The organism is Acinetobacter sp. (genome assembly GCF_036666595.1).
Classification (GTDB): Bacteria; Pseudomonadota; Gammaproteobacteria; order Pseudomonadales; family Moraxellaceae; genus Acinetobacter.
In genome coordinates this window covers 195,602-221,914 of the sequence record NZ_JAVWVO010000001.1, presented here as the reverse complement: position 1 = coordinate 221,914, position 26,313 = coordinate 195,602, and the positions used below count along the sequence as shown (strand labels likewise).

The following is a 26,313-nucleotide window of genomic DNA, read 5'->3' as shown; positions in this document are numbered from 1 at the left end:
CGATTTTATTTCGTGGTATTGGCTTTCACAATTTGGTCAAATACACCACCATTTTCAAAGTGCTGTTTTTGTACCTTGGTCCAACCGCCAAATTCTTTATCAATGGTTACCAACTTTAACGGTTTGAATGTGGTTGCATATTTTTTCAAGACAGTTGCATTACGTGGGCGATAGAAGTTTTTCGCCGCAATTTCCTGTCCAGCAGGTGAATACAAATAGTTGAGATACGCTTTCGCCAGATTCAGATTGCCGTCTTTTTCCGCATTCTTTTCAACAATGGCAACAGGTGGTTCTGCCAAAATAGATAATGAAGGCGTTACGATCTCAAACTTACCCGGTTGTTCACGAATTGCTAAGTGTGCTTCGTTTTCCCATGCTAAGAGAACATCACCGATACCGCGTTCAGCAAAGGTTGTAGTTGCGCCACGTGCCCCTGAATCTAGCACTTTGGTGTTTTTATAAATTTTACGCACGAATTCTTGTGCTTTGGCATCGTTACCCGCAGGTTGATGTTTCGCCCAAGCCCAAGCTGCTAAGTAGTTCCAGCGTGCACCACCTGATGTTTTGGGATTTGGTGTAATAATGCCAACACCCGGCTTAATGAGGTCGCCCCAGTCTTTAATACCTTGAGGGTTACCTTTACGGACGAGGAACACGATAGTCGAAGTGTATGGTGTCGAGTTATTGGGTAATTTCTTTTGCCAGTTTGTCGGTAAAAGTTTTGCTTTTTCAGCAATCACATCGATATCTGCTGCAAGTGCAAGTGTCACGACATCCGCACCTAAACCATCAATCACTGAACGGGCTTGTTTACCCGACCCGCCGTGAGACTGTTTGAAGTTGATGTCTTGTCCAGTGCGTTGTTTCCAATAAGCGCCAAACTGTTTGTTGACGTCCTCATAGAGTTCGCGTGTTGGATCATACGACACGTTAAGGAAATCTTTTGCTGCAACACCAAAAGATGTGACTGAAACTAGCGCTGCTAGTACCCCAATTTTTAACTTAGATAAGCTCATGTGAGACCTCAAATTTTAAACGTTTTTAAACATGAGGCAAGAATACTGCGAGTCTTATTGCTAAAAAAATAATAAAAAATGAATTTTATATGAATAAAAAAGAAAAAGAGTTCTGCTCAGAATTCATTAAACTAAAGCAGAAGATTGTTTCAGGGTAGATTGGCATGCATTGCTATAAAAATGCACAAGAAATCAAACAAATAGAATTATTAGATCGTGCATTTCACTATGGAGATGGTTGTTTTAGTACAGCGCGTATCCGTGAGGGTGTGATTGAGCTAGAGTCTCTACATCTAGCACGCTTGAAATTGGCCTGTGAAAGACTGTTGTTGTCAGCAGATTTAGCCTTTATTCAGCGCAGCATCGTGCAATTAAAACAAACCTATGCCCACTTAAACGGCACTCTGAAAATTATTATTAGTCGGGGTGAAGGGCAGCGCGGTTATAGTTTGCCCACACATCCTGCTGACGTTTGGGTGTTTTTCTATCCGCAAGCATCAGAGGCTTTGACATACAGCGAAATTGATTCAGGGGTGTTGCAACATGCAATTGGGTTGAATATGCCACAAATGGTGGGTGTGAAAAGTTTAAACCGTTTAGAACAAGTCCTACTCAAGCATGAAGCAGAACAACACGGTTGGTTGGAAGCTTTGGTCACAGATGTGCAAGGTTCTGTCGTTGAAGGTGTGAGCAGTAATTGTTTCATTCTGCTAAATGATCGATGGATTAGTCCTGAACTTCGTTATAATGGCGTGCATGGTGTCATGCGTGCCGAAATATTGGCACGGATGCAGCAACAAGGCATGAGCTGTGAGCTGAGAATGATTGATATGGAAGAAATTCCACGCTTTCAAAGTTTATTTTTCTGCAATGCCTTGAGTCCTATGAAAATAGCCAAAAGTTTGAATCATCAGCATTTAGATGTTCAGCCGTGTATAGATTTGTTTCATCGTCTTCAACTTAATCAGATGCAGTAGTATGTCCGCAGCCAAAACCAAATCGAAAAAGAAAACGCAACCACCCCAACGCAAAATGAAAGGGTTGTTATTGATTGCTGTGAGCATCATTGTTTTATTGATGATTGTACTGTGGTCGAGTTTATTTAAATCCTATCCTGTCGAGGGTAAAAAACAGTTATTGGCAATTAACTCTGGTGATACCTATTCCGGTTTTATTGACCGCTTAGCCAAAGAAGACATGGCTAGTTTTCCTATTATTTTAAAGCTTTACCAAAAAATATTTATTCATGACACCTTGAAAGCGGGTGTTTATGAAGTGCGTGAAGGTATGAGTATTCGACAAGTTTTGGATATGATTTCCAATGTCGATAATGCCGAGATGAACCGTATCTTGGTGATTGAGGGTACGACCTTTAAACAGCTGATCGAGGCGTTGAAAAAGGATGCGCTGGTTAAAAAGGAAGTCTCCAATTTACCCATGGATCAGCTTTTAAAAGCATTAGAGATTCCGTATACGCATGCTGAAGGACTTTTTGCCCCCGATACTTACTTCTTCGCCAAAGGGGAGTCAGACAAAAAAATCTTAACGGATTTATACAAACGCCAAATGAAAGCTTTGGATGAAGCGTGGGCAAACCGTGCGGCAAATTTGCCGTATAAAGACAAATACGAAGCCTTGATCATGGCCTCTATTATTGAAAAAGAAACCAATGTTGACCGTGAACTGGAGCAAGTTTCGGGTGTGTTTGCGCGTCGTCTTCAACTCGGCATGCGTTTGCAAACGGACCCAACGGTGATCTATGGCATGGGTGATAAATACACAGGCAACATTACCCGTCAAGACTTGCGGACCCCAACAGCCTATAATACTTATACCATCAATGGCTTACCTCCTACGCCAATTGCTTTACCAAGTAAAAAAGCCATTGAAGCTACCATGCACCCAGATAACAGTAAAAACATCTACTTTGTTGCAACTGGCAATGGTGGGCACACATTTAGTGAGACTTTAGAGCAGCACAACCAAGCTGTAAAAGAATATCTCAGCGTTTTAAAAACCAAGAAGGATGAATAGATGTTTATTAGTTTTGAGGGCACAGAAGGTGTCGGTAAAACCACACTGATTCGCAAAATTTATGAGCATCTGGAACAACAAGGTCAGAGTGTTGTTTTAACGCGTGAGCCAGGTGGTACACCGATGGCTGAGCAAATTCGCTCACTATTATTATCAGTCAATCATGAAGAGTCGATGTCGAATGATACTGAACTGCTGCTGATGTACGCGGCTCGTGCACAGCACTTACAACAAGTGATCATGCCTGCTTTAACGGAACATAAAACCGTATTGTGTGACCGTTTTACCGATGCCAGCTTTGCTTACCAATGTGCAGGACGTGGTTTAAGCCAGTCGAAGTTGCAACTACTGAATGAGAACTTTGTCAGCCATATGCCTGATATTACATTTTGGCTCGATGCCCCGATTGAAACAGGCATGTCTCGTGCGCTGGAACGGGGGGCTTTGGACCGTTTTGAACAAGAAAAAGTCACGTTCTTTGAAAAAGTCAGAGCAGGTTATCAGCAGTTATGGGAACAATATCCTGAGCGGGTCAAACGCTTGGATGCGACCCAGTCACCAGAGCAGGTTTTTGCGCAAGCGCTGCAATATTTAAACTAAAAATAAGCCTGAAATGTTATTTCAGACTGTAGTGAAATGCATTTTTCTTTTATAGTCAGTGACAAAGGACTGTATGTTGAAGGAAAAATGAAAAGTAATTTAACTGAGATTGTGGCTTTTTTAGAAAAGGAATTTCCGCAAAGTTTAGAAAAATGTCGTATCGAATCTGTCACTGAGCGCGCAGCAACAGTCGTGTATCAGGTAGATGAGCGCGATTTGAGACCGGGTGGGACGGTTTCAGGCCCAACCATGATGACTCTTGCAGACTATGCATTGTATATCGCTATTTTAGGGGAGATTGGGCTGGTCGGTTTAACCGTGACCACCAGTTTATCGGTCAATTTTCTAAGTAAACCCGCAGCCTCTACAAATATCCGCGGTGAATGTAAGTTAATGAAAGTTGGCAAAGCATTGGTGGTTGGAGATGTGTGGTTGTATTCAGTGGGTAAGGATGAACCCATTGCACATGTGGTGGGAACCTATTCTATTCCACCTAAATCCTAAAAAATGTCTGAATAAAAAAGCCTGACGAATCAGGCTTTTTTTAAATTAGTTATTCACTAAAGGGGTTTCAACTTTAAAATTTAAAGGGGTGAGTACGGTTTTACGCAGTTCATTCGACAGTTCAGGGTAATCTAAAGTGTAGTGTAGGCCGCGCGATTCTTTACGCTCCATAGCACAACGCACGATCATTTCAGAGACTAAAACCAAATTACGCAGTTCAATCAGATTTTTGCTGACTTGGTAATCTTGGTAATACTCGGTAATTTCCCGCTTCAACATTTCAATGCGGTGTAGCGCACGTTCAAGACGTTTCGTGGTACGCACAATGCCGACGTAGTTCCACATGGTTTGACGGAGTTCATCCCAGTTTTGCAAAATCACCACATCTTCATCAGGATTCATCACTTGTGAGTCATCCCAAGACGGAGCAGTTGGGGATTGGTAATTTGAATCAAAACTTTTTTCGATGTGTTCTGCTGCACTCATGCCATACACAAAACACTCTAACAGTGAGTTACTGGCCATACGGTTGGCGCCATGCAAGCCAGTATATGAGGTTTCCCCAATTGCATAGAGACCTGCAATGTCAGTTTGACTATGTTCATCAACCACCACACCGCCACAGGTATAGTGCGCAGCAGGAACAACAGGAATCATTTCCTTGGTAATGTCGATGCCGAGTTCGAGTAAGCGTGCGTACAAGGTTGGGAAATGTTCTTTAATAAAACTTTCGGGCTTATGGCTAATGTCGAGCCAAACGTGACGAATACCTAAACGTTTAATTTCATAGTCAATCGCTCGCGCTACAATGTCACGTGGAGCAAGTTCTGCACGCTCATCAAAGCGCAACATAAAGCGTTCGCCATCGGGTAAGCGTAAATAAGCACCTTCACCACGCATTGCTTCAGTAATGAGGAAAGAGCGCGCTTGTGGGTGGTATAAACAGGTTGGGTGAAATTGGTTAAATTCCATATTGGCCACGCGGCAACCCGCACGAAACGCCATGGCAATACCATCGCCCGTTGCAATGTCGGGGTTTGAGGTATACAGATAGGCTTTCATGGCACCGCCACACGCCAGCGCGGTGAAAGGCGCTAAAAAGGTATGTACTTTTTCAGTCTTTTCATCGAGTGCATAGAGTCCTAATGCACGATTTTGTTCTTCTAAACCCAGTTTTTGAGAGGTAATTAAATCGATGGCGATATAATTTTCAAAAATGGTGATGTTGTCTTTTTCAATCGCACGTTCAACTAAGGTAGTTGAAATGGCGCGACCTGTAGCATCTGCGGCATGAATAATACGGCGTTGAGAATGTCCACCTTCACGTGTTAGATGCAACTGTTCTTGATCGTCAAGGGTAAACTGCACGCCGTGTTTCAGTAGAAAATCAACAGAAGGTTTACCGCCTTCAACGGTTTGCTTTACGGCTTCGGTCTCACACAAGTGAGCGCCCGCAATCATGGTGTCATCAATGTGCTGTTCGATGGAATCCGTTTCATCTAAAACAGCGGCTACGCCACCTTGTGCATAGAAGGTACTTGCATCGGTCAGGTTTGATTTTGCAAGAACAGCAATATTGAAATGTTGAGGCAACGATAAGGCTAAGCTCAGGCCTGCACCGCCACTTCCCACAATAATCACATCAAAATGATGTGTTGTGTTTAAATTAGACATGTCCATCAGCTAATTTGGAAAAAGTTCGCTAATGACAGCGCTTTTTTCACGAAAAGGCAAGGGTAAAATCTCTACAATTGATGGGAAATATAAATAAAGAACGTATTTTTTAAGCAAATTTTAAGCTCTTGTTTATACAAACATAATAGAACATATTATTACCCAAGATAGACAAAGATTATGCTAAAAACGCTAATACATAAATTGATAACAAACATATAGGTCAATACTTGATATGAAAAGTCGCGCGATACAAACTGGTTTTTTTGCTGTTGCATGTACAATGGCTGCGGTACAAACACAAGCAGCACCTGTTGATTTCTCAAACTTGGTTGAGCAAGTCAGCCCTGCTGTAGTTAGTGTCAATGTGGTTAAAAAGATGACTCAAGAAGAGTTACTGCAGCAGCAAATACCTGAGATTTTGAAGCGTTTTTTTGGTAATCAAGTCATTATCCCGCAGCAGCAAGCGCCGCAAGAAAAAACGGCTTATGGCAGCGCATTTTTTATTAGTAAAGATGGTTATTTACTGACAAATCACCACGTCGTAGAAGATGCATCGAAAGTCACGATTATGTTTAATGACCGTCGTGAACTGGATGCAACCGTGGTGGGGAGTGATGAACGAACTGATGTGGCCTTGCTTAAGGTAAATGGTACAAATTTTCCATCACTCCGTGCGGGTAATGTTGATCAACTGCGTGTAGGCGAACCTGTGCTTGCGATCGGTTCACCGTTTGGTTTCGATTACTCGGCTTCAGCGGGAATCGTGAGTGCGAAAATGCGTAATATGATGGGGGAGACATCAGTACCCTTTATTCAAACCGATGTGGCTCTCAACCCAGGAAACTCTGGTGGTCCGCTATTCAACCAACAGGGTGAAGTGGTTGGAGTAAACTCGCGTATCTTCAGTGGGACAGGTGGCTATATGGGGCTGTCTTTCTCGATTCCAATTGATGTCGCAATGGATATTGCTGACCAACTTAAGAAAACTGGCAAAGTTACGCGCTCATATTTAGGGTTTAATCTACAAGATTTAGACCGTAATTTGGCAGAGTCTTATAATTTGCCAAAACCTGAAGGTTCATTGATTACCAATGTTCAGCCAAATTCACCTGCGCAGAAAGCAGGGCTAAAAGCAGGCGATATTATTTTAAAATTCAATGGAACGCCGATTTCACGGACCTCTGATTTATTGAACTATTTAAATCGTACTATGCCAAATCAAACGGTACAGCTTGAAGTACTGCGTGATGATAAGAAGCGGAATATATCGGCAACATTAACCACTGCACCGGATGATACACCAGCAAAATCAGATGTAGTTACACAAAGTAAAGGGCCTGTGTTGGGCATTGCTATCCGAAATTTAGCACCTGCTGAATTGTCACAGCTCAATGTGAAAGGTGGTGTGTTAATTCAAGAAGTGAAACGTGGCGGCGCAGCAGCACAGTCAGGCATGGCGGCTGGTGATGTGGTCACTCACATTAATAATAAAGTAGTAAAAGACACCAATGATTTTGTCCAAGCGGCATCTGAATTGAAAAAAGGTCAAGTTGCCCGCGTTGGAATCATCCGACAAGGCACACCGGCCATTTTAGGGATGCGCATCCAATAAGCGAAAAATAGCCACTCTTCGGAGTGGTTTTTTATTTTTTGCAATTTGATGATGTCTGTTATTTGCGTACACTGCCATCTTCATAAGGATATTTAGATTAAATAGAGTGTTTATGAGTAGTATTTTTGACTTAAGACTTCAGGTGCAAGCAGAACATATTGACCAGTTAGGCCATGTGAATAACGTCGTTTATATGCATTGGATGCAGGATGTCGCAACAGCACATATTGATGCATTGGGCTTAGGCTTAAAAGAATATATCGAGTTAAAACATGCCATGGTTGCAGTTGAGCATCATGTGCAGTACAGAAAAGCGGCATTTGAAGAGGATGAAATAATTTTACGTACATGGTTTGACGATATAAACGCATTATATTCATCACGCCAATATGTGTTTTATAGACCCAAAGACAATAGCATTTTATTTGTTGCTCAAACTAAGTGGGCTTGCGTAGAGATTGAAACCGGGCGTGCAAAACGTATGTCACCTAGTTTTACTCAAGCTTACCAACCGCTTGCAAAAGATGTGAATGCCCTAGATTTTTCAATGGATTATTCAAAAAGCCCAGTGAAAAGCGAAAACACGTAAAAAAGCGTCAGAGTTGTGAAAAGGAAGCGTATTAATATGGATACTTTAAAAAAACCATCTGTTATAATCCTTCGCAATTTCTATTCGGCTTTTGTTGTGCATCGAAATTTGTCTGCATAACGCTTCATTTTGTTCAAGGTAGCCCATGGCGCAAGCTAAAAAATCTGTTGATATTAAAAATATCCGTAATTTCAGTATTATTGCTCACATTGACCACGGGAAGTCAACGCTCGCTGACCGCTTTATTCAAACCTGTGGTGGTTTGCAAGATCGTGAAATGCAAGCACAAGTACTTGATTCCATGGAACTTGAGCGTGAGCGTGGTATTACCATTAAAGCTGCGTCGGTTACTTTGTATTACACCCATCCAAATGGTCAAGAGTATCAATTAAACTTTATTGATACACCAGGGCACGTCGACTTTTCATATGAAGTGTCACGTTCATTGGCTGCCTGTGAAGGTGCATTGTTGGTTGTAGATGCGGCGCAGGGCGTGGAAGCACAGTCAGTTGCGAACTGCTATACCGCAATTGAGCAAGGTCTTGAAGTCCTTCCTGTACTGAACAAAATTGATTTACCACAAGCTGAACCTGAACGTGTGATTCAAGAAATTGAAGACATCATCGGTATTGAAGCAACTGAAGCACCGACCTGTTCGGCAAAAACAGGTCTTGGGATTGATAGCGTTTTAGAAACCCTTGTCAATGTCATTCCTGCACCTACTGGTGATCGTAACGCGCCATTACAAGCTTTAATTATCGACTCTTGGTTTGATAACTACCTAGGCGTGGTTTCTTTGGTGCGCGTGAAAGAAGGTCGTGTGCGTAAGGGCGACAAGATGTTGATGAAATCAACAGGCCAAACACACATCATTACTTCTGTAGGTATTTTCAATCCTAAGCACACAGAAACAGACATCCTTGAAGCGGGTGAAGTTGGTTTCGTAATTGCAGGGATTAAAGACATTTTTGGTGCGCCAGTGGGTGATACGATTACCCTTGCCAACACACCAGATGTAAAAACCTTACCGGGCTTTAAAAAAGTGAAGCCGCAGGTTTATGCAGGTTTGTTCCCAATTGATTCCAGTGAATTTGAACCATTCCGTGAAGCTTTACATAAACTTCAGATCAATGATTCTGCATTATTTTTTGAACCTGAAAGCTCAGATGCTTTAGGTTTTGGTTTCCGTTGTGGCTTCTTAGGCATGCTACACATGGAAATCGTGCAAGAGCGTTTAGAGCGTGAGTATGATTTAGACCTCATTTCATCTGCGCCGACCGTGATTTATGAAGCGGTGATGAAGAATGGTGAAACGATTTATATCGATAGCCCATCTAAAATGCCAGATGGTTCAACGGTCGAAGACTTGCGTGAGCCGATTGCTGAGTGCCATATCCTTGTACCGCAAGAGTATTTGGGCAATGTCATGACTTTATGTGTAGAGCGCCGCGGTGTTCAAAAAGACATGAAATTTATGGCGAACCAAGTTTCGATCACCTTTGAAATTCCAATGGCGGAAGTAGTGATGGACTTCTTTGATAAATTGAAGTCGTGTTCACGAGGTTTTGCGTCGCTTGATTATAACTTTGTACGCTTTGAGAGTTCATCATTGGTAAAAGTCGATGTTCTAATCAATGGCGATAAAGTCGATGCCTTGGCAATGATTTGTCACCGTCAAGATGCCCGTCACCGAGGTATTGCATTGGTTGAAAAAATGAAAGATTTGATTCCACGTCAAATGTTTGATGTGGCAATTCAAGCAGCCATTGGCGCGCAAATTATTGCTCGTTCAACTGTAAAGGCAATGCGTAAAAACGTATTGGCGAAATGTTATGGTGGTGACGTTTCTCGTAAGAAGAAACTGCTATCGAAGCAAAAAGAAGGTAAGAAACGCATGAAGCAAGTGGGAAGTGTAGAAATCCCACAAGAAGCGTTCTTGGCTGTGTTGAAAGTAGAAAGATAAAAAGGTAGGAATATAAGCTCATGGATTTTGATTTTAATTTGATACTTGTTCCTGTCACACTGATTTTCTTTTTGGTGTGGTTGCTCGATAAGTTTGTATTTAAACAACGAGCGACAAAAGGCAAGGGAAATGAAAATTTTGTCATTACTTGGGCTTATGATTTCTGGCCAGTCCTTGCAATTGTTCTATGCTTACGTTCATTTTTTTATGAACCTTTTAATATTCCTTCGGACTCGATGGTCCCGACTTTAGAAACAGGTGACTTCATCTTGGTTAACAAGTTTGACTATGGTGTGCGCCTGCCGATTGTGAATAAAAAGGTAATTGATGTGGGTGAGCCTGAGCGTGGTGATGTGATTGTCTTCCGTTATCCACCGCAACCGACGATCAGCTATATCAAACGTGTGGTTGGTATTCCTGGCGATCACATTGTTTTTGATCATGGCCAATTAACTATTAATGGTCAAAAAATTGCTAAAGTTCCTGTTGAATTTAGCCGTGAAAAAGACCGTTTAGATACGCCTACTTCGATATATCATAAAGAAACCATTGGTAAGCATACCTTTACCATGCGTGAGTTAGAAGGTGTTAATGTGGCACGCCAAGCACCCTATATTAACTTTGTAGAAAATGGTAAATACTCTGCTGAAAATGGTTTATATTGGGAAGTGAAAGTAAAAGAAGGTGAGTACTTTGCGATGGGGGATAATCGCGACCAAAGTGCTGACAGTCGCTTTTGGGGAATGGTTCCTGAACAGAACCTAACAGGTCGTGCATTTTATATTTGGATGCATAAAGAGCCTGGCTTTAAGTTGCCGTCATTTAACCGTAACGGTAGCATTGACTAATATCGATTCGGAAAATAAAAAATGCGCAAGAATCAACAAGGGGCATCTTATATCGCCATTTTAATTGCAATCATGGGGTTTGCATTTATGGCGAAAGTGGCAATTGCAGTTTGGGCCCCCTATTTTGATGATCGGATGATCAATAGCCAAATTGAGGAAGTAATTCAAAGTAGCCCGAAAAATATTCAGCCCGCGGAGTTTGAAAAGCAACTTTCAAAACGTCTGGAAATGAATAGTATTCGCGATGTGAAGATTAAAGAAATTATGCAAGTCACCAATACCGAAGGGTTACAGGTGAAAAAGGAGTATGAGGTAAGAAAACCATTCTTGCTGAATATAGATTTAGTATTAAAGTTCGAGAAAAGTTTTGATCAAAGCTCAGTCCAAGCTAAGTGAAGCCCGCTTAGCGAGCCGTATCGGTTATCAGTTTAAACAACCTGAATTACTTCAGCTTGCACTGACCCACCGATCGGTGAGCCACAAATACAACTATGAGCGCCTAGAGTTTCTAGGCGATTCTTTGTTAGGGATGATTATTGCACATTATCTCTATAAAGCTTATCCAACTGAAAACGAAGGTCGCTTGACGCGTATGCGTGCAACCTTGGTTCGTCAGGAAGCTTTAGGTAAAATTGCAAATGATTTAAAACTGAGCCAGTCACTCATTTTAAGTACAGGCGAGTTAAAATCAGGTGGACATCATCGTGAGTCCATCCTCGCGGATACGGTTGAATCGATTATTGGTGCAATCTATGTGGATTGTAGTGATTTAACGGTGTTGGAGCCGATTGTGTTAAAATGGTACGGGCCATATTTGGATCATATCGAGCCAACCGACCAACTTAAAGATCCTAAATCTCGTTTACAAGAATATCTTCAGGCACGAAAAAAAGCTCTCCCAGTTTATGATGTGGTCGATATTCAAGGTGATGCACCCAATCAGCATTTCAAAGTGGAATGTAAAGTTGATGGATTGTCTGTTGTAAATGGTGAGGGCACCAGTCGCCGTTTTGCTGAACAAGCTGCGGCGGCGGATATTTTAAAACTTTTGGAGCAGTAATCTGCCATGTCAAATTCTTCCGATCACATCGATGCTGATCACGAGTCGCAAAGCGACAGTAATGATTTAATTAGCCAATTTTTTAGCGAACAAGGCACAGAAATCCCAACGGATTTTCGTAGTGGCTTTGTGGCAATTGTGGGTCGTCCAAACGTAGGCAAGTCTACGTTGATGAACCATTTGTTGGGTCAAAAATTATCGATTACTTCACGTAAACCACAAACCACCCGTCATAAAATTGTGGGAATTGATTCACGTGCAAAATCTCAAGCGGTATTTGTTGATACACCAGGGATGCATAAAAAAGAAGTACGCGCCATCAACAAAATGATGAACCGTGCTGCATCTTCTGCATTGCGTGATGTTAACTTGGTATTGTTTGTTCTAGATGCAGACAAGTGGACTCAAAACGATGAGCTCGTTTTGGAAAAACTCAAAAATGCTGAGATGCCGGTGATTCTTGTGATCAATAAAATTGATACACTTGAAAATAAAAACCATGCATTACCCTTGATTCAAGAACGTGCAAAATTAATGAATTTTGCTGAGATTGTTCCTGTTTCTGCACTACGTGGTGCAAACTTAGACCATCTGCGCGATACCATTGAAAAATATTTACCTTTCCAGCCACCGATGTATTCATTGGATCAACTGACAGATCGTTCGGAACGTTTCTTGGCATCAGAAATTATCCGTGAAAAAATCATGCGTCAGTTGGGCGAAGAACTACCTTATGATTTAACTGTGCAAATTGAGTCGTTTAAGACTGAAGAAGCAACGGTAAATGAAAAAACAGGTCGTCCAAAACCAGCATGTACGTATATTGATGCAACGATTTTTGTAGACCGTCCAGGCCAAAAAGCGATTGTGATTGGTGAAAAAGGCGCTAAGCTTAAGAAAATCGGTATGGATGCTCGTATCGATATGGAAAAAATGTTTGAACAAAAGATCATGCTGACACTTTGGGTTAAAGTGAAAGGCGGCTGGTCTGATGATGAACGTGCATTGAAAAGCTTAGGTTATAGCGATATCTAAGTTTTAAGAAAACAAATTTTTATAGGGATGGTGTTATGGTCAAAGTGTTCGCAGTAATGGCTTGTATGTTGTTTTTGCAAGGTTGTATACACAAGATCGTCACCGTACCTGTAAAGATTGCGTATAAAACCACAAAAGGTGTGGTGAAAGGAACCGCAGCGGTGGTTGGTGCTGTTATCCCAGATGGGGATGATGAAGACAGCGAACAGAATGATAAAGATAAAAAAGATTAGTTAACTCCTCATGCGCAATGAAGTACTGCATGGTTATTTAATTCACCATAGAAAATACCGTGAACGTAGCCATATTGTGCATTTATTTACCCAAGAGCATGGGCGAGTTGATGGTATTTTAAGACAAACTCCGCCGCCACAATATCAGCCGATCTGTTTACAAGCTTCGGGTAAATCTGAACTCAAAAATTTTACAAAACTTGAAATTGTCAATCAGCCGATTTTTTTCTTTGGAGATGCCTTTTTTTCAGGTTTCTATCTCAATGAGATTCTACTCAGACTATGTCCACTCGAAGTACAAATGGAGCAAAGTTTTGCTCAATATGCGCATACGCTAACGCAATTACAACAACTTGCACAGCAAGCAGATCCTAATCAATTTTTAAAACAAATTCTAAGACAGTTTGAGCACGAACTGCTGGAAGATTTGGGCTATGCCTTAGATTTTTCAACTGATGCCAATCAACTTGAAATTCAGGCATCACTCAACTATATATTCCAGCTGAATGAAGGCTTTATTCCTACTGCACAAGCCTCGCGAGCGACCTTAAACGGACAGCAAATTTTAAGCATGTGCCAATATGAAAAGGGTAGGGATTTTGGTTTGGAACAGTTACAATTACTGACCAAGTTGTATCGACAAATGATCAGTTCATTGTTGGGCGATCGCCCCTTAAAAAGTCGTCAGTTGTGGATTCAGAACACTCAAACTCAATCGTAATTAGGAAATGAATATGGCTGCATTACTTGGTGTAAATATTGACCACGTGGCAACTTTACGACAAGCGCGTGGAACGTCTTATCCTGATCCAGTCAATGCAGCACTGATCTGTGAGCAAGCAGGGGCGGAAGGGATTACCTTGCATTTACGTGAAGACCGTCGTCATATTCAGGACGATGATGTACGTCGTATGCGTCCAGCGCTTAAAACACGTATGAATTTAGAACTTGCAGTTACAGATGAAATGATTGCATTTGCCAAAGAAATTAAACCGCATCATGTGTGTTTTGTTCCTGAAAAGCGCCAAGAAGTGACGACTGAAGGTGGTTTGGATGTGATTGGACATTTTGACGATGTCAAAGCGGCAACTCAAGCCTTGTCTGAGATTGGCTGTGATGTGTCCTTGTTTATTGATGCTGACTTTGCACAAATTGATGCAGCAGTTGCTTGTGGTGCACCAACCATTGAAATTCATACAGGGGCTTATGCTGATGCAGAAACTCCTGAAGCGCAGCAACATGAGCTTGAACGCATTGTCCAAGGTGCCGAATATGCAGCGTCGAAAGGTTTAGTGGTGAATGCTGGGCATGGACTCAACCTTGAAAATGTAACGCCAATTGCGCAGATTCCACAGATTCATGAATTAAACATCGGACATTCGCTAATTGCCGATGCTATTTTTGTGGGCTTGGAACAAGCTGTACGCGAAATGAAAGCAGTGATTAAAGCTGCACGTTAATTTTAAAGTTTTTAAGATTTGAATATGTCGAATATCAATTATGATGAACTCATGAAGCCCGTCATGGATTTCTTGGGTTGTGAAACACCAAAAGCTTGGTTACTTGAAGCACTGAATAATCTTGATGTGCTGATGCAAGACCATGCGAATTGTGAGAAGAAAGCTGCAGGTACAGCGATGAACCTGATGTTTCGCTATAGTTTTTTTACCGATTTGCAAGTCAAGCTTGCACAACTGGTTCGTGAAGAAATGCTGCATTATGAGCAAGTGCTTGAATTTATGAAAAAGCGCGGGCTAGAGTGGAGCAATCTGAGTGCTGGGCGTTATGCGGGTGGTTTACGTAAAGAAGTGCGGACTTATGAGCCTGAGGCTTTAATTGATATTTTAATCATTGGTGCCTTTGTCGAAGCACGTTCATGTGAGCGTTTCTACGCGTTAGCACCTTTGGTGGATGATGAATTAGGTCGTTACTATCGCTACCTGCTGAAGTCTGAATCACGCCATTTTGAAGATTATTTGGCTCTGGCTTTAGAGGTTGCACAAACGGGTAAATTGAAGAATCCGAAAGAAGATATTCAAGCCCGTATTGAACATATCCGTAACGTCGAAAAAGAACTAATTAGTACACCTGATGATGTGTTCCGTTTCCATAGTGGTGTGCCTGCGGAAGCGGCTTAGGGCGGTGTACGAACGGTACAGTCTTTACGCTGTTCGACGTTGCAGATTCTCAGTGTAGATAGCCCTGACTCATTAAAAAGCCCAATTTTATCGATTGGGCTTTTTAATTAAAGAATGATGGATTGAGGGCTTGAATTTTTTTCAATCTTCATCGTGAATTGCAGCAATCCCGAGTTGCTGTTGATTGAATTGTTCACCGATAATTTGCCCCTCCCATTTTTTATTTCAATTGCTGTGATCGGGACGTGATCTGAACGAACATCCATATGTGTTTTGAATGTGCTCATGATTTTTCTTGTGAATCACGTTTGGGTATTTTTAAGGTAATTTATTTTTTCGAGAGTGGTCTAGTTCTGGCTTTCTGTTGAGCTTAGCTGGAAGATTCGCATCTTAAGCAGCGAAACTTTTAAGACGTAGAAAAGAAGAAAGCCCACGACTCATAGTGTGGGCTTTCTTGAATTTGGCTCTCCAACCTGGGCTCGAACCAGGGACCTGCGGATTAACAGTCCGTCGCTCTACCGACTGAGCTATTGGAGAATCTGCATGCGATTATAAGGACATTTCATAGTGGGTCAAGTCTAAAATGTCATGTTGCTGTCATTTTTATATTGGATGCTTTTTATTTGAACAAAAAAATCATTTTCAAAAAAAAACGTATTGAAGTGCTTGCAATATTGAAAAGTCGTTGATAGTCTGATTTTAACAACAGAGCGTTTAAGTGAAAGCTTAAACAGTGTGGATTTATAACCAACTTGCCAGCACTAAAATGGCTAAACAGGAGAAAGCGAATGAATACGCTTACCATTTCCGATATTTTTGCAAACCTATCTCATTATCAAGATCAGTATCTCTCTATTATTTCAAACCCAGAACAATACTATACCCCTGTAGAGTCAGCCTATATTGATATTTGGCCAGTTGGTTGTACAGACTTGTATTTGGGTGATTTATTACAACTTTGGTTTAGTGAGCGTTGGCTGGTCAACAGTCCTTGTCAGCTCCTTTCTGAACAGTCAACGAGTCCTCTTAAAAAGACTGTGAAGCGAGAGCATGATCTGTATTTGTATCAGTTGTCAGGCAGTGCTTTATCAGGCAATAATCGTTCAAAAGTCTGGTCTGCTGCTGAAGGTAAAAGTTTAGACGTAAGTTTAGACAGCGCGTTTAAATACTATTGTATTTATAAAGGAGTTGAGCGTCCTGATGCCTCAAAATTGCAGACGCTGAAGACGTTTAAAACCGCAATTTGATCTGTCATGCTGAAGTAAAGTTTACTTTGGTGTGAAAAAGGCACTGAATATTATCAGTGCCTTTCGTTTTTAGGGACGAATAATCATACAGGTGGCTGTGGCATGGGCGTAGAGTTTACCGTCTTCATCTACAATTTTACCTTCAGAAATACCTAAATTTTTACTGATGTTGATCACGCTACCGACGGCGAGTAGTTCTTTGTCTTTTGGAATCGGTCGGCACATTTTAATATTCAGATCAATGGTGCCATAGCCAACACCAGCTTCAAGCATAGTATGTACGGCACAACCCGTCACTGAGTCGAGTACTGTTGCTGCAAAGCCACCATGCACGCCACCAAGCGGGTTTAAATGGCGATGATCTGCTTTTGCTTTAAAGCTAATTTTTCCTTCATAAACTTCAAAAGGCTGCATGGGAATGGTTTCACTGATACTTGCAGGTGGAATTTTTCCTATACACATGGCTTCTAAGAGTTGTAGTCCTGTCATTTCTTTGGGATTCATCTTGTTCATTCCTATATTTAGCTGTTAGTTCCTTTTTGGAACTTGCTGTCCAATTAAACAAAATTCAGTCTTTTCGTCAATATTCAGCTTTGGATTGATCAGTACAAAATCAACGAAATCGTAATCACGGACTGAGCTCATGCTGTGAACATATTGTAGGAAAAAGATTTAGGATTATTCATTTTGATAATTTGAGTGTTGATAGAACGGAGCAGCCTAGACGTGATCATTGTTTTAATGTGGTGCACAAAATTTATACACTCTTTTGTTTTTTATTTATATATAAGATAAACAAGGTTTTAGTAATTTTATACAGTCTTCACATGAAGAAGGAACTCACAATGAACGTGTCCTGTTTATGCGGTAAAACTAAGTTCCAAGCCGCACTCAAAAATCATGATGTGCATGCTTGTCATTGTTCTATGTGTCGCCAGCAGTCGAGCGGGGTACTCATGAGTATTGATGTCGAACCCAGTAGTTTAAAGTTTGACAATCAAGAATATTTAAAATTATTCAAGTCGTCGGATTGGGGGGAGCGTGGTTTTTGTAGCGAATGTGGCACGTCACTTTTTTGGCGAACTCAGGACGGCAGCTATTGCAATATCAATGTATTTGCGATGGAAGAACAGCCAAAAGATTTAAAGCTTACAACAGAAATTTATATTGATAATAAGCCTGATTTTTACCAATTTAAGTATTCTACAGAGCAGCTCACAGAAGCGGATGTGATTGCTTTATTTTCACCAGATGATGCTAAATAATAAGGTATTCAGGTTGAATCATCTGAGTTACACATTGATATTTCTGATAAATTTCATGAGAAAAACTCTCTAGATTTAATAAGATATATTCGATATATCTAAAGCAGGCTGTTGAATAAGGACGCTCAAACATGCTGCTTAAAATTTCCATTGCAATGTTGGCCTTTGCAGCCAATTCGGTGCTATGTCGTTTAGCGTTGGCTGAGCAGCAGATTGATCCGATGAGTTTTAGCTTGCTTCGGGTCTGTAGCGGTGCAATGGTGTTATTTCTACTGTATATGCTCTCTACTCATAAGGCCAAAATAGAGTGGAGTATAAAAAACGGATTTTTTCTTGCCTTATATATTGTGGCTTTTTCACTGGCCTATTTGCATATCGATGCGGGTGTAGGTGCATTACTACTGTTTGGGACAGTGCAGTTAAGTATGGTCAGTTATGGCCTGTGTCATGGTGAAAAAATCAATTTGCGACGCGGGTTGGGGCTGTCGATTGCTATTTTAGGTCTTTTGATTTTATTACTGCCAGGGGCTTCGGCACCTCCTTTGGGTTATGCTGCATTGATGGTGCTTTCAGGCATAGGTTGGGCAATGTATAGCATTGCAGGTAAAAAGATGCATAACCCACTGGCCAGTAGCTTGGCAAATTTTGTAGTGGCGATTCCTTTTGTTGTCTTGGTCTATTTATTTTTTTACAGACAGAGTTTTATCCAGTCAAAAGGTATGCTGTTGGCGCTCTTATCTGGTGGTTTGGCATCGAGTGGGGCATATGTACTTTGGTATGCAATAGTGAAGAAAATTGATCGGGTCACGGCCAGTAGCGTGCAATTGTCCGTGCCATGTTTGGCGATTCTGGGTGGGGCATTGTTTATTGGGGAAGCATTGAGCTTCCGAATCATTATTTCTGCGACGATTATTCTGGCAGGCATTGCCTTGGTGATTTCGGCGTCATCTAGCAATAAAGACGTAGATACCATAGATTCTGCTGGTACTAGACGTTTCTAAAATTATTTAAACGGGCTTAAGAGCAAATTTTTTAGATTTTGTTTAAAATAAAAAAACCCGCGAGCTTCGCGGGTTTTTTTAATCTAACTTTAAAAGGTTAAATTATTTTTCAGCAGCAATTGAAGCAATCGCAGCGTCTACGCCTTCGATTGAATCAGCTGCTTTCTTGATACGTGCAAGCGCATCTACAAGTACTTCATCAGCAGTTGCATAAGAAATACGCATGAAACCGCCTAAGCCGAATGCATCACCAGGAACTACGGCTACGCCAGTTTCTTCCAATAACCATTCAGAGAATTCTGTGCAAGATTTTAAGCCTTTCGCACGAATTAACGGTTTGATATTAGCGTAAGCATAGAACGCACCATCAGCAGGTAGGCAAGAAATACCGTTGATGTCGTTTAAGCCTTTAACCACTAAGTCATGACGACGTTTGAATGCTTCAATCATTGGTTCAAGAACTTCTTGAGGACCATTCAATGCAGCTTCAGCAGCAACTTGTGAAATAGACGTTGGGTTTGAAGTTGATTGCGATTGGATTTTTTTCATTGCGCCAATAAGCTTAGCAGGGCCCGCTGCATAGCCAATACGCCAGCCAGTCATTGCATACGCTTTAGACACACCGTTTAACACTATTGTGCGGTCATAAAGGTCTGGTGCAACTGTTGCGATATTGTAGAATTCGTCATCCCAACGGATTGGTTCGTACATATCGTCAGAAGCGATATAAACTTCTGGGTATTTACGAAGAACATCAGCCAAAGCTTCTAATTCAGCTTTAGTGTAGATCATACCTGTTGGGTTTGATGGACTGTTTAAAACCACTAAACGCGTTTTGTCTGTGATCGCTGCTTCAAGTTGAGCAGGTGTGATTTTGAAACGCTGTTCTTCACCACATTTTACAATAACAGGAACACCTTCAGCGATAATCACCATATCTGGGTAGCTTACCCAAAATGGTGCAGGGATGATCACTTCATCACCTTTGTTTAACAAAGCTAATGCTAAGTTAAAGAATGACTGCTTGCCGCCACAAGAAACCAAAATTTGGTTTGCAGCATAATCAAGGTTATTGTCACGCTTGAATTTTGCAATAATCGCTTTTTTAAGGCCAGGCGTACCATCTACAGCGGTGTACTTTGTGAAACCGTTGTTAATCGCTGCAATTGCTGCATCTTTGATGTGTTGTGGGGTGTCGAAGTCAGGTTCACCTGCGCCCAAGCCAATAACGTTCTTGCCAGCCGCTTTTAATTCAGCAGCTTTGTTGGTAACAGCAAGAGTTGGGGACGGTTTGATGGCATTCACACGATCAGAGAGACGTACGTCCACGGCAGTATTCCTTCTTATAGGGTTTAAAAAATAAAAAGCACACTATCTTAGCTTAAAAAACTCAAGCAAGGCGTTTAAAAACACAGATTTTCTGCAAAAAACATAAAAAAAATTCAATTTTGAATTAATGATTTCAAAAATGTACAGAATTAGGAAGTTTCTCGCATCTTTATGAAAAAAACTTTAAAATAAGCGCAATTTGATGAGAGTGATGGTCATGAGTAAGCAACAGCCTACTTCAAAAAAACCTTTGGTGAATCTCCCATTCCCAATGCCAAATGCAGAACAAAGTGCTGACGATGTTGCACATAATCAGGTTCGTCCAAAACCTGAACAATATGCAGATCGTACTTGGATGCCACCACGTGGCACCCGTCGTTCAATGGGTAAACGTTGATTCGCCATTGAAATAAAAAAGCGCCCTGGTTAGGGCGCTTTTTTATTGATCATTCGCTGGGTTGTAATTGGTAACCCGTCGATCATTTTCTGCATAGTAGGTTTTTTTGTGTTCATACATCGCAGTGTCGGCACGTTTAAGCATATCTTCAACCCGCTCATTTGGCTGGCTGGTGGCAGTTCCAACCGACACACTAATAGGTTGATGATTGTTAAATTGGTTATCGACCATTAAAAGCTCATGCAAACTTTCAATACAGTGGTTCAATGCGGCTTCATCGGCGGCAGGTAATAACACCACGAACTCATCACCACCGATCCTTGAAGCTGAGTATTGCGTGTTTTCAATTAACTGATTCAGGGTATTACCCATACGGCGTAATAAGCTATCACCTTGATCATGACCAAGGTTGTCATTGATGGCTTTTAAGCCATTCATATCTAGGAAAATACAAGACACAGGGCGGAGGTTATTGCGTTCAAGTCGGTTGATTTCGGTACTGTAGAAAGAGCGGTTATAAAGTTTGGTTAAGACATCATGTTTGCCCAAGTACTCAAGATAATTTTCGGCTTTTTTGCGCGCGGTAATATCGGTGAGTGCCAGTTGTACCATACCCCAATCGTCTTCGAAGCCTGGAAACACGGCAAAATGTAACAGCACATGGCGAATACTTCCATCGAGCGCGTAGTTGACCGCTTCGCAGTTATGTTGAATATTGCTATCCCATAGTTCGAGCAACTGATGTCGAAAGGTCTGTTGGGTTTCATTTTGAAAGACTTTATGCAAATTTTTAAGTAAATGGTCTTTGTCACGTGCAGCAAACAAATCGAGTGTGGCTTGGTTGACATCGGTAACCATGATGTCTCTGAGGCATTCATTAATAAAGTCATTGTGGACATCAAGGAAAGTTTTAAAGTCACTGATTCCCAAACGACGTAAATGATCTAAACGTGCTTTGACTCGGCTAAAGTCCTCAACCCAAAGCGAAGTAGGCGAGTATTGAAAACGTGCCTCAGCAATTAAACGACTTTTTTCTTCTAAACGTTGTGCATTGGCATAAGGCGTGATGTCTTCCGTGGTGATCAAAACCAATGAAAGATCGTGTTCATGACCAGGAAGTACTGTTCCGCGCAGTCGAATGTCAAGGCGATGACCTGTAAGCGTATAGTTTACAGCAGTATTTTCAAATAAGGTCTCACCATTCCAAAGTGCGACCAGCTCATTTAAATGAGTGCTTGACATATCTGCTTTAAAAATTTGCGCAAGGTTTGTGGTTAAGTCTTCAAAACTTTGGGCTTCAAATTGTTTTAAGGTTTGCGGGTTGACATGCAGGACTTTAATTTTATGCGCACAACTTAAAATACGTGATTTGTCTTCCAACAGAAAAGACGCAATATCTTCAACACCTTCACTCCGCCAAAGATCGAATTGTTTTTGTACTTCGCTAAAGTCTTCTAACCACATGGCAATGGGAGATAATTCAAAAATAGGAGAGTCCAATAATTGCATTTATATCTCGTTTTTATGTTGGAATTTAAAGCAGTATAAGCGCTAAAAAAACTTTTTAAAATAATGTGATAAAAAAAGTTATTTTTAAAATTTATGTGAGTTTATGGGGTGCTTTATTCAAAAAATGCATATTTATTGCTCATAGAAAGTGCATAAGCTCCAATGGTTTTGGAGTTTAAAGAGCGTATATGCTGATATTGATAAGCGCTAAATGCTTTGAGGTTGGTAGCGAAAAGTTTGTGATTGCTGATATTGATGGTCGTGCCAAAATAAATTGATTACCAATAGGTTTGGAATCAATACCATGAAGAATAAATAAATCAAAAAATTCTTTCGTTGTTGTTGGTAGATCTGCATGAAGTCTTGGCTGCTGATGGTTGTGTTGTCCGCTGTGACCGATAACACCAAAACTTCTGGGTAGATAAACTGACGGCTGTCTGTGTAATAACGGATACTGACTTTTTGTTGTTGAAAGTCTTCTAAGTGTGGGCAGCTCTTAAAGCGATCCATAAAATTACAGATCAGTCTTAGTGGTTGCTGCTGAGAAGGCTCATTTAACACAACATCTTCATAATGTGATTTATTACGCCCAGAGCCCACAGTGTAGCTGTTTAAGAGAATTTGTCTCTCGATGTGTTGCGGGTTGGGTATATGTTTTGCGATACGCACAGCCGAATAGTCAGTAAATTTACTGAGACTGGAAAGTGCAAGAATATTAATGATGAAGAAGGGCGCCATCATGAATAAAATATTTAAGAGGAGGTTGCTCTTTTTCGGTTATTCGTTCTTTGTCTTTTTGAGGAAGGATAAGCATACAATGAAGACAAAGTAGACTGGGGATAGATTTATAAAATTAAAATCCTGAATCTGCGGCAGTTGATAAAATGCAATCAGCATGACAACGGCAATAGCCATACTGAAAAGTGCATGCTTGTTTCTTTTGGATTTTAAGGATTCGAGCTGTCTATTTGTTCTCATGATTTATTTAAGTTTTTGAAAAGTATGATTATGATCCAGAGTGTAAGTGAACTTTTACAGGTCTAAAAGAGAAAAGCGGAAACAGTACCGTCACATTTGTTTTTGTAGTAGTTGGCAATTGGGCATATGGAAAGTGTTCAACAGCCCTTTTATTTGTAACTAAAGAGCCAATCTGATTGATTGGCTTTTTGAAAAGATTGGACTTAACGTGAGGCTTTCCGCGCACGATGTTCGGGTTTCGGTGGTGCGATTTCTCGTGTGCCTTGCCAAACCTCAATGAAGTCTTGTTCATTGATATTATAAAGTTCCAGCAGCGCTAGAATGGCACCACCAAAAAGCATGCGCCCCTCAGCGTTGGTCTCAAAATCAAATATTTTCCCAGATAGTGCATGTAAAATATCTTCAATTTCAAACACACGATCGCGACCATTACTGTCGGTTGGATACATGCGCGTGTTGAGGATAATTTTGGCTAAGCTTTTTTCATTATCGGTTAAGGCCAAATGCTGAATCAGCATGTCATCATTTTGGGTACTGAAAATCACGGCATCATTAAAAATAGTATGCAAAAACTTTTTACTCAGACGTGGCAGTGTTCTTTCCACAAATGGACGAAAAGATGCAGGGAAAATAACATTATGAGAAATGCCTTTAAACATCGGGGCAATCTCTTCGACTTTATAACCCGCAATACCGCAGCCGATAGAGGTTAGAAAGTAAGTCACTTTAGGGTGATTTTTGGTATAGATTTTAAAGTCATCAATATAGTGTTGAATTTGCGAGAGCGGCATTTGTTGTAAATGTTCGTTCATGGTGGGAATGGCATAACTTTGCCCTGACCAGCCACGTCCGACGCCTTTGATTGCGCCAAAGTGCTCAAGTGCAGTTCGGGCAGCGCCATCCGCATGTTGACCTGCCATGTTGCTACCAAACACAAATACGGTATGTTCATCTAGGTTTTTGACGATGCTTTCATCATGATATTGGTAAGTCATAGGCTCTGATTTTTCGCTCTTCTTCACTTCATGTTGCCCTTGAAATACGGGGGGGTCAAGTGAAAAATCTTTGTAATATTTTCAGTAAATTACATTAAAAATCTAAAAGCAAGAATTGCTCGGGATTGAATCTGTTAAAATAGTCGGTTGAAGAAGCAAATCTTGGGATATGTCTGTGAGTGAGAAACAACCTTTTGATTTAGTCACCAATTACCAACCCGCAGGTGATCAGCCGCAAGCCATCGAAAAGCTTGTTGCTGGAATAGAAAAGGGCTATCACGACCAGTTGTTACTTGGGGTTACGGGTTCAGGTAAAACCTATACCATGGCCAACGTGATTGCGCGGACGCAACGTCCGACCATTGTCATGGCACATAATAAAACCTTAGCCGCACAGCTTTATGGTGAATTCAAATCTTTCTTTCCGAACAATGCCGTCGAATATTTTGTCAGTTATTATGACTATTACCAACCTGAAGCCTATGTGCCATCTTCAGACACATTTATTGAAAAAGATTCAGCGATCAATGACCACATTGACCAAATGCGTTTATCCGCGACGCGTTCGCTCTTAGAACGTCGGGATGCGATTATTGTTGCTTCAGTTTCTGCTATTTATGGTTTGGGTGACCCCAATGCTTACATGAGCATGTTGCTACATATTGTACAGGGCGACAGTATTGCGCGTGATGACATCATTCGTCGTTTGGTGGAAATGCAATATAGCCGTAATGAACTTGAGTTTTTACGCGGTACCTATCGTATTCGCGGTGAAATTATCGATATTTTTCCTGCTGAATCAGACCAGCACGCAATTCGGATTGAGTTGTTTGATGATGAAGTCGATTCGATTCGTTGGTTCGATCCACTGACAGGCAAACTCGTCCGTAAAGTTCCGCGTGTAACCATTTATCCAAAAAGTCACTATGTAACACCGAAAGATAATTTAGAACGCGCCATTGGCACGATTCGTGAAGAGTTAAAAGATCGTTTAGGATTCTTCCGTGCACATGACAAATTGCTTGAAGCACAGCGAATTGAACAACGCACTCGATATGATTTGGAAATGATGCAGCAGTTGGGCTACACCAACGGTATTGAAAACTATTCACGTCATTTATCCGGTCGTCCTGCGGGCGAAGCGCCACCGACCTTGTTTGATTATGTTCCTGACGACGCCTTACTGATTATTGATGAGTCACACGTCACTGTGCCGCAAATTGGCGCGATGTATAAAGGTGACCGTTCGCGTAAAGAAAATTTGGTGAATTATGGTTTCCGTCTTCCTAGTGCTTTAGATAACCGCCCAATGCAGTTTGAAGAGTGGGAACGGATTACGCCAGCAACGATTTATGTCAGTGCTACACCAGCCAAATACGAGCTTGAAAAAGCCGAGCAAATAGCTGAGCAGGTGGTTCGTCCTACAGGGTTGATTGACCCCGAAATTGAAGTACGTCCGGTATTGACTCAAGTTGATGATGTCTTGTCTGAGATCAATATCCGTAAAGATCTAGATGAGCGTGTTTTGGTAACCACCTTAACCAAACGTATGGCAGAAGATTTAAGTTCGTACTTAAAAGAATATGGCGTCAAAGTTGCCTATCTGCACTCAGATATTGATACCGTTGAACGGGTGAAAATTATTCATGACTTACGTTCAGGTGTCTACGATGTTCTCGTCGGGATCAACTTACTACGTGAAGGCTTGGACATGCCTGAAGTATCTTTAGTGGCTATCTTGGATGCGGACAAAGAGGGTTTCTTGCGTTCTGAGCGCTCTTTGATTCAAACCATTGGTCGTGCAGCACGTAATGTAAAAGGCAAAGCGATTTTATATGGTGATCGGATTACCGATTCGATGCAAAAAGCCATCGATGAAACAGCCCGTCGTCGTGAAAAACAAATGGCCTTTAATGAGCTGCATGGCATTATTCCGCGCAGCACCATCAGACAAAATAAAAAGGATATTGATACAGGCGAAGTGCTGACAGATGATCAAGTTGAAAGTGGTATCACAGACCAACACCAAACGCTCAGTGCAGATGAGCAGCACTTGCTGTCCGATCCGAAACTTCTTGCCAAGCACTTAAGCAAGCTGGAAAAAGAAATGTTAAAAGCTTCTAAAGAGCTACAGTTTGAGCAAGCTGCACGTCTGCGAGATGAAATTTTGCGCTTAAAAGCACAACTTCTAACCTAAGTTGCATTTACATAACGCTACAGTAATTTGGGCAGAAAGCATTATTTTTTAAAGAGATGTTTATTTTTAGATCATAAATTCTGAAA

27 protein-coding genes and 1 tRNA gene are annotated in these 26,313 nt (G+C 41.2%); 20 read left to right on the top strand and 8 right to left on the bottom strand.

Features of this window, described 5'->3' with window-relative positions; all coding sequences use genetic code 11:
• Window positions 1–5: 5 nt before the first annotated feature.
• Window positions 6–1,016 (bottom strand): sulfate ABC transporter substrate-binding protein, encoded by a 1,011-nt coding sequence (locus RR876_RS01080; RefSeq protein WP_279701599.1) that lies wholly within the window; start codon window positions 1,014–1,016, stop codon window positions 6–8.
• Between the two features lie 164 nt (window positions 1,017–1,180).
• Between RR876_RS01080 and pabC the strand changes: the two genes are divergently transcribed.
• From pabC to RR876_RS01060, 4 genes are all read left to right on the top strand, one after another.
• Window positions 1,181–1,993 (top strand): aminodeoxychorismate lyase, encoded by an 813-nt coding sequence (pabC, locus tag RR876_RS01075; protein WP_332477008.1) that lies wholly within the window; start codon window positions 1,181–1,183, stop codon window positions 1,991–1,993.
• 1 nt (window position 1,994) lies between these two features.
• Window positions 1,995–3,050: an endolytic transglycosylase MltG gene (gene mltG / locus RR876_RS01070; RefSeq protein ID WP_332477009.1), complete on the top strand. Its 1,056-nt coding sequence runs from the start codon at window positions 1,995–1,997 to the stop codon at window positions 3,048–3,050.
• On the top strand, window positions 3,051–3,650 hold the full coding sequence (gene tmk / locus RR876_RS01065) for a dTMP kinase (RefSeq protein WP_332477010.1): 600 nt from the start codon (window positions 3,051–3,053) through the stop codon (window positions 3,648–3,650).
• Between the two features lie 87 nt (window positions 3,651–3,737).
• Complete coding sequence (locus tag RR876_RS01060) at window positions 3,738–4,154, top strand: PaaI family thioesterase (protein WP_332477011.1); 417 nt, start codon at window positions 3,738–3,740, stop codon at window positions 4,152–4,154.
• Window positions 4,155–4,199: 45 nt separating this feature from the next.
• Here the strand turns inward: RR876_RS01060 and nadB are convergent, their stop codons facing one another.
• Window positions 4,200–5,834 (bottom strand): L-aspartate oxidase, encoded by a 1,635-nt coding sequence (nadB, locus tag RR876_RS01055; protein ID WP_125273086.1) that lies wholly within the window; start codon window positions 5,832–5,834, stop codon window positions 4,200–4,202.
• 229 nt (window positions 5,835–6,063) lie between these two features.
• On the opposite strand from nadB, the gene RR876_RS01050 reads away from it, so the two are divergent.
• The 11 genes from RR876_RS01050 (at window position 6,064) to RR876_RS01000 (ending at window position 15,309) form a co-directional block, all read left to right on the top strand.
• A complete protein-coding gene (locus RR876_RS01050) occupies window positions 6,064–7,443 on the top strand; it encodes a Do family serine endopeptidase (protein WP_332477012.1) in 1,380 nt (459 codons plus the stop codon).
• Window positions 7,444–7,555: 112 nt separating this feature from the next.
• Window positions 7,556–8,032, top strand: coding sequence for a thioesterase family protein (locus RR876_RS01045; protein ID WP_004980545.1), 477 nt, complete (start codon window positions 7,556–7,558; stop codon window positions 8,030–8,032).
• Between the two features lie 145 nt (window positions 8,033–8,177).
• Window positions 8,178–9,995 carry a translation elongation factor 4 gene (lepA, locus tag RR876_RS01040; RefSeq protein WP_332477013.1) on the top strand — a complete coding sequence of 606 codons (1,818 nt, stop codon included), beginning with the start codon at window positions 8,178–8,180 and terminating at the stop codon, window positions 9,993–9,995.
• Between the two features lie 20 nt (window positions 9,996–10,015).
• On the top strand, window positions 10,016–10,843 hold the full coding sequence (gene lepB / locus RR876_RS01035; RefSeq protein WP_010326441.1) for a signal peptidase I: 828 nt from the start codon (window positions 10,016–10,018) through the stop codon (window positions 10,841–10,843).
• A gap of 21 nt (window positions 10,844–10,864) precedes the next feature.
• The gene (locus tag RR876_RS01030) at window positions 10,865–11,239 is read left to right on the top strand and encodes a DUF4845 domain-containing protein (protein ID WP_332477014.1); all 375 of its coding nucleotides are present in this window, start codon (window positions 10,865–10,867) and stop codon (window positions 11,237–11,239) included.
• Entirely contained in the window at window positions 11,211–11,903 is a 693-nt protein-coding gene (rnc, locus tag RR876_RS01025; protein WP_332477015.1) for a ribonuclease III, read from the top strand. The genes RR876_RS01030 and rnc overlap by 29 nt, the downstream gene beginning before the upstream one ends.
• A 6-nt stretch (window positions 11,904–11,909) precedes the next feature.
• Entirely contained in the window at window positions 11,910–12,938 is a 1,029-nt protein-coding gene (era, locus tag RR876_RS01020; protein WP_004693663.1) for a GTPase Era, read from the top strand.
• A 35-nt stretch (window positions 12,939–12,973) separates the two neighbouring features.
• Complete coding sequence (locus RR876_RS01015; RefSeq protein ID WP_004693662.1) at window positions 12,974–13,171, top strand: NF038104 family lipoprotein; 198 nt, start codon at window positions 12,974–12,976, stop codon at window positions 13,169–13,171.
• Window positions 13,172–13,181: 10 nt separating this feature from the next.
• Complete coding sequence (gene recO / locus RR876_RS01010; RefSeq protein ID WP_004980401.1) at window positions 13,182–13,892, top strand: DNA repair protein RecO; 711 nt, start codon at window positions 13,182–13,184, stop codon at window positions 13,890–13,892.
• Between the two features lie 13 nt (window positions 13,893–13,905).
• Window positions 13,906–14,631 carry a pyridoxine 5'-phosphate synthase gene (gene pdxJ, locus RR876_RS01005; RefSeq protein WP_332477016.1) on the top strand — a complete coding sequence of 242 codons (726 nt, stop codon included), beginning with the start codon at window positions 13,906–13,908 and terminating at the stop codon, window positions 14,629–14,631.
• 24 nt (window positions 14,632–14,655) lie between these two features.
• Window positions 14,656–15,309: a tRNA-(ms[2]io[6]A)-hydroxylase gene (locus RR876_RS01000; RefSeq protein WP_332477017.1), complete on the top strand. Its 654-nt coding sequence runs from the start codon at window positions 14,656–14,658 to the stop codon at window positions 15,307–15,309.
• Between the two features lie 461 nt (window positions 15,310–15,770).
• Here the strand turns inward: RR876_RS01000 and RR876_RS00995 are convergent.
• Window positions 15,771–15,846 (bottom strand) — tRNA-Asn (locus RR876_RS00995).
• A 251-nt stretch (window positions 15,847–16,097) separates the two neighbouring features.
• Between RR876_RS00995 and RR876_RS00990 the strand changes: the two genes are divergently transcribed.
• Window positions 16,098–16,556: a hypothetical protein gene (locus RR876_RS00990; RefSeq protein ID WP_332477018.1), complete on the top strand. Its 459-nt coding sequence runs from the start codon at window positions 16,098–16,100 to the stop codon at window positions 16,554–16,556.
• Window positions 16,557–16,625: 69 nt separating this feature from the next.
• Here RR876_RS00990 and RR876_RS00985 read toward each other — a convergent pair whose 3' ends face one another.
• Window positions 16,626–17,060: a PaaI family thioesterase gene (locus tag RR876_RS00985; RefSeq protein WP_332477019.1), complete on the bottom strand. Its 435-nt coding sequence runs from the start codon at window positions 17,058–17,060 to the stop codon at window positions 16,626–16,628.
• A 341-nt stretch (window positions 17,061–17,401) separates the two neighbouring features.
• On the opposite strand from RR876_RS00985, the gene RR876_RS00980 reads away from it, so the two are divergent.
• Window positions 17,402–17,821: a GFA family protein gene (locus RR876_RS00980; RefSeq protein WP_148826274.1), complete on the top strand. Its 420-nt coding sequence runs from the start codon at window positions 17,402–17,404 to the stop codon at window positions 17,819–17,821.
• Window positions 17,822–17,952: 131 nt separating this feature from the next.
• The gene (locus RR876_RS00975; protein ID WP_332477020.1) at window positions 17,953–18,822 is read left to right on the top strand and encodes a DMT family transporter; all 870 of its coding nucleotides are present in this window, start codon (window positions 17,953–17,955) and stop codon (window positions 18,820–18,822) included.
• Between the two features lie 102 nt (window positions 18,823–18,924).
• Here RR876_RS00975 and RR876_RS00970 read toward each other — a convergent pair whose 3' ends face one another.
• A complete protein-coding gene (locus RR876_RS00970; RefSeq protein WP_332477021.1) occupies window positions 18,925–20,151 on the bottom strand; it encodes a pyridoxal phosphate-dependent aminotransferase in 1,227 nt (408 codons plus the stop codon).
• Between the two features lie 217 nt (window positions 20,152–20,368).
• On the opposite strand from RR876_RS00970, the gene RR876_RS00965 reads away from it, so the two are divergent.
• Window positions 20,369–20,548 (top strand): hypothetical protein, encoded by a 180-nt coding sequence (locus tag RR876_RS00965; protein ID WP_004693646.1) that lies wholly within the window; start codon window positions 20,369–20,371, stop codon window positions 20,546–20,548.
• Between the two features lie 42 nt (window positions 20,549–20,590).
• On the opposite strand, the gene RR876_RS00960 is transcribed toward RR876_RS00965, so the two are convergent.
• From RR876_RS00960 to RR876_RS00950, 3 genes are all read right to left on the bottom strand, one after another.
• Window positions 20,591–22,057 carry a sensor domain-containing diguanylate cyclase gene (locus tag RR876_RS00960; protein ID WP_332477022.1) on the bottom strand — a complete coding sequence of 489 codons (1,467 nt, stop codon included), beginning with the start codon at window positions 22,055–22,057 and terminating at the stop codon, window positions 20,591–20,593.
• Window positions 22,058–22,264: 207 nt separating this feature from the next.
• A complete protein-coding gene (locus RR876_RS00955) occupies window positions 22,265–22,798 on the bottom strand; it encodes a hypothetical protein (RefSeq protein ID WP_332477023.1) in 534 nt (177 codons plus the stop codon).
• A 440-nt stretch (window positions 22,799–23,238) separates the two neighbouring features.
• Window positions 23,239–24,030 (bottom strand): hypothetical protein, encoded by a 792-nt coding sequence (locus RR876_RS00950; RefSeq protein ID WP_332477024.1) that lies wholly within the window; start codon window positions 24,028–24,030, stop codon window positions 23,239–23,241.
• A gap of 175 nt (window positions 24,031–24,205) precedes the next feature.
• Here RR876_RS00950 and uvrB point away from each other — a divergent pair, with 175 nt between their 5' ends.
• Entirely contained in the window at window positions 24,206–26,227 is a 2,022-nt protein-coding gene (gene uvrB, locus RR876_RS00945) for an excinuclease ABC subunit UvrB (RefSeq protein ID WP_332477025.1), read from the top strand.
• Window positions 26,228–26,313 lie beyond the last annotated feature (86 nt).

Bases quoted from the DNA above. Each gene is read 5' to 3' on its own strand.
- RR876_RS01080 (WP_279701599.1), bottom strand. From the start codon at position 1,016: ATGAGCTTATCTAAGTTAAAAATTGGGGTACTAGCAGCGCTAGTTTCA.
- pabC (WP_332477008.1), top strand. From the start codon at position 1,181: ATGCATTGCTATAAAAATGCACAAGAAATCAAACAAATAGAATTATTA.
- mltG (WP_332477009.1), top strand. From the start codon at position 1,995: ATGTCCGCAGCCAAAACCAAATCGAAAAAGAAAACGCAACCACCCCAA.
- tmk (WP_332477010.1), top strand. From the start codon at position 3,051: ATGTTTATTAGTTTTGAGGGCACAGAAGGTGTCGGTAAAACCACACTG.
- RR876_RS01060 (WP_332477011.1), top strand. From the start codon at position 3,738: ATGAAAAGTAATTTAACTGAGATTGTGGCTTTTTTAGAAAAGGAATTT.
- nadB (WP_125273086.1), bottom strand. From the start codon at position 5,834: ATGGACATGTCTAATTTAAACACAACACATCATTTTGATGTGATTATT.
- RR876_RS01050 (WP_332477012.1), top strand. From the start codon at position 6,064: ATGAAAAGTCGCGCGATACAAACTGGTTTTTTTGCTGTTGCATGTACA.
- RR876_RS01045 (WP_004980545.1), top strand. From the start codon at position 7,556: ATGAGTAGTATTTTTGACTTAAGACTTCAGGTGCAAGCAGAACATATT.
- lepA (WP_332477013.1), top strand. From the start codon at position 8,178: ATGGCGCAAGCTAAAAAATCTGTTGATATTAAAAATATCCGTAATTTC.
- lepB (WP_010326441.1), top strand. From the start codon at position 10,016: ATGGATTTTGATTTTAATTTGATACTTGTTCCTGTCACACTGATTTTC.
- RR876_RS01030 (WP_332477014.1), top strand. From the start codon at position 10,865: ATGCGCAAGAATCAACAAGGGGCATCTTATATCGCCATTTTAATTGCA.
- era (WP_004693663.1), top strand. From the start codon at position 11,910: ATGTCAAATTCTTCCGATCACATCGATGCTGATCACGAGTCGCAAAGC.
- RR876_RS01015 (WP_004693662.1), top strand. From the start codon at position 12,974: ATGGTCAAAGTGTTCGCAGTAATGGCTTGTATGTTGTTTTTGCAAGGT.
- recO (WP_004980401.1), top strand. From the start codon at position 13,182: ATGCGCAATGAAGTACTGCATGGTTATTTAATTCACCATAGAAAATAC.
- pdxJ (WP_332477016.1), top strand. From the start codon at position 13,906: ATGGCTGCATTACTTGGTGTAAATATTGACCACGTGGCAACTTTACGA.
- RR876_RS01000 (WP_332477017.1), top strand. From the start codon at position 14,656: ATGTCGAATATCAATTATGATGAACTCATGAAGCCCGTCATGGATTTC.
- RR876_RS00990 (WP_332477018.1), top strand. From the start codon at position 16,098: ATGAATACGCTTACCATTTCCGATATTTTTGCAAACCTATCTCATTAT.
- RR876_RS00985 (WP_332477019.1), bottom strand. From the start codon at position 17,060: ATGAATCCCAAAGAAATGACAGGACTACAACTCTTAGAAGCCATGTGT.
- RR876_RS00980 (WP_148826274.1), top strand. From the start codon at position 17,402: ATGAACGTGTCCTGTTTATGCGGTAAAACTAAGTTCCAAGCCGCACTC.
- RR876_RS00975 (WP_332477020.1), top strand. From the start codon at position 17,953: ATGCTGCTTAAAATTTCCATTGCAATGTTGGCCTTTGCAGCCAATTCG.
- RR876_RS00965 (WP_004693646.1), top strand. From the start codon at position 20,369: ATGAGTAAGCAACAGCCTACTTCAAAAAAACCTTTGGTGAATCTCCCA.
- RR876_RS00960 (WP_332477022.1), bottom strand. From the start codon at position 22,057: ATGCAATTATTGGACTCTCCTATTTTTGAATTATCTCCCATTGCCATG.
- RR876_RS00955 (WP_332477023.1), bottom strand. From the start codon at position 22,798: ATGATGGCGCCCTTCTTCATCATTAATATTCTTGCACTTTCCAGTCTC.
- RR876_RS00950 (WP_332477024.1), bottom strand. From the start codon at position 24,030: ATGACTTACCAATATCATGATGAAAGCATCGTCAAAAACCTAGATGAA.